Origin of the sequence: Modestobacter sp. DSM 44400 (genome assembly GCF_900107175.1) — a bacterium.
Taxonomy (GTDB): domain Bacteria; phylum Actinomycetota; class Actinomycetes; order Mycobacteriales; family Geodermatophilaceae; genus Modestobacter.
Genome location: NZ_FNOZ01000145.1, coordinates 1 through 1965, shown reverse-complemented (window position 1 = coordinate 1965; position 1965 = coordinate 1). Strand labels below are relative to the sequence as shown.

The window sequence follows — 1965 nt, the reverse complement described above, 5'->3', positions numbered from 1 at the left end:
AGCCCCACGACCATGACGTTCGCGCCGGTCCGCAGCCAGGCCAGGTAGGTGCGTTCGTTGGCCAGGTGATCGCGTGCCCTGCCCGGGTTGCCGCCGCCCGCCTCATCCGCCACGAAATCCCGCCTCTTGCCACCCGCTCGAAGCCGACCTTCGCTGTCCGGTTTGCCCCGGTCTCGGCTCGGGCACGCCTGCTATGGCCGGTCATCTCAGAGCCGGATGTACGGACAACCCTGGCGGGAGCTCATGAATCCGTTGATCAAGGACAGGCGCAGCCCGGTGCAGCCGGCCGGTGAGGGCAAGGGCGCATGGCTGGCGGTCCTGGAGCAGGGCGCGCACCTGCTGCAGGAGACCACCCCGCTCAAGGGGTTCGACGTCTACGTCGTCGGGTTCCACTGCGCCAAGGGCGAGCCGGGGATGCAGATGGAGGCCCATCACTACTGTCGGGTGGTCAACGACGACCTGCTGCAGTGCGTGCTCTTCGACGGCAACACCAAGACCGCGAACCTCATCGGGGTGGAGTACATCGTCAGCGAGAAGCTGTTCACCACCCTGCCAGAGGAAGAGCGGTCCTACTGGCATCCGCACAACTTCGAGGTGCTCTCCGGTCAGCTGGTCGCCCCAGGGCTCCCCGACGTGGCGGAGAAGGCGTTCTTCAAGCGATTGGTGACCTCCTACGGCAAGACCTGGCACACCTGGCACACCGGCCGCCACGACGGCGAACCGGGCATGGACCTGCCGCTGGGCGACCCGAAGCTGATGTGGTCGTTCAACTGCGAGGGAGGGTGCCAGGAGTCCCTCAAACGCGACCGCGACGAGGCCATGGGCATCGACGTGGCGAAGAAGCGGGAGCAGCGGCAGAAGAGCCTGCTGCAGTTCGCCCGCCCGCAGTTCGGCGTGGACGACATGAAAGACGACTTCACCGGCACCACCCCGGTGCCCGGAGTGGTCGATGCCAGCACAGCCGGTGACCCGCCGCACTGACCGTTCGCGGCGGAAAGAAGCCAAAGCCGAGAGAGGATTCCTCGTGGACTACAGCCGTACCGTCCGGGTCGACCTGCCCTACGAGCAGGCGGTGGAGCGCACCAGAGCCGCACTGTCCGATCAGGGATTCGGAGTGCTCACCGAGATCGACGTCCGCGCAACCTTGAAGAACAAGCTGGACGCCGACATGGAGGACTACGTCATCCTCGGCGCCTGCAACCCCCAGCTGGCCCACCGTGCTCTGGACGTGGACCGGAAGATCGGCCTGCTGCCGCCCTGCAACGTGGTGGTCCGCCGCGACGGCGACGGCAGCATCGTGGAGGCCCTGGACCCGCAGATCATGGTCACCGTCCCCGAGCTCGAACAGCTGCGCCCAATCGCCGAAGAGGCCGGACAACGCATCCAGGCCGCACTGGAACACGTGGCGACCAACTGACCACGGCGCTGATCGGCCGCTTCTCAGGGACAGATGATCGCCTCATCCCTCCCAAGACCAGCTGGCGGGGCGGAACAAGCGGTGCACAGGGACACCGACACCGTGCTGGCTTGGCTGCGCAGCGGGTGGGCCCGACCGCAGTGTCCGGGCTTCGCAACTGCCAAGAGCCATGAGGATCCCGCGACTCGATATGGCCCCCGACGGGCTGCGTGCGCCACAACTTGGCCGTCCTCGGTAATCGATGAGTATGCCGGAGCCAAGTCGGGCATCGTCCGGGATGTGACAGATGACCAGACCAGCGAGTTGGCCGAGACGGCAGTACCGAGAGGACGTGTTCGATGACCAAGGCCAAGCTTCGGCTCACCGCGACGACGATCATGGCTGCGACCGCGATGGTCCTGGTTCCCACTGCTGCATCTGCTAGCCCCACTGAACCGTCGATGATGATGGCCAAGATGCATGGACACGCCACCATGGGCGACGCGCTACGCGCCCATCCCGAACTGGCCAACATGCCCCTCGCCGACATGCAGATGTCCGGCACTGGC

4 protein-coding genes are annotated in these 1965 nt (G+C 66.2%); 3 read left to right on the top strand and 1 reads right to left on the bottom strand.

Going from position 1 to position 1965, the window contains the following annotated elements; all coding sequences use genetic code 11:
* The coding region (locus BLW04_RS30000; RefSeq protein ID WP_139307046.1) for a DUF202 domain-containing protein at nt 1-113 on the bottom strand (113 nt) is incomplete at its 3' end.
* Between the two features lie 130 nt (nt 114-243).
* Here BLW04_RS30000 and BLW04_RS25330 point away from each other — a divergent pair.
* From BLW04_RS25330 to BLW04_RS25320, 3 genes are all read left to right on the top strand, one after another.
* On the top strand, nt 244-981 hold the full coding sequence (locus BLW04_RS25330) for an OBAP family protein (RefSeq protein ID WP_091548406.1): 738 nt from the start codon (nt 244-246) through the stop codon (nt 979-981).
* A gap of 43 nt (nt 982-1024) precedes the next feature.
* Nucleotides 1025-1417: a DUF302 domain-containing protein gene (locus BLW04_RS25325; RefSeq protein WP_091548404.1), complete on the top strand. Its 393-nt coding sequence runs from the start codon at nt 1025-1027 to the stop codon at nt 1415-1417.
* Between the two features lie 338 nt (nt 1418-1755).
* On the top strand, nt 1756-1965 hold a 210-nt coding region (locus BLW04_RS25320), incomplete at its 3' end, for a hypothetical protein (protein WP_139307045.1).

Bases quoted from the DNA above. Each gene is read 5' to 3' on its own strand.
- BLW04_RS25330 (WP_091548406.1), top strand. From the start codon at position 244: ATGAATCCGTTGATCAAGGACAGGCGCAGCCCGGTGCAGCCGGCCGGT.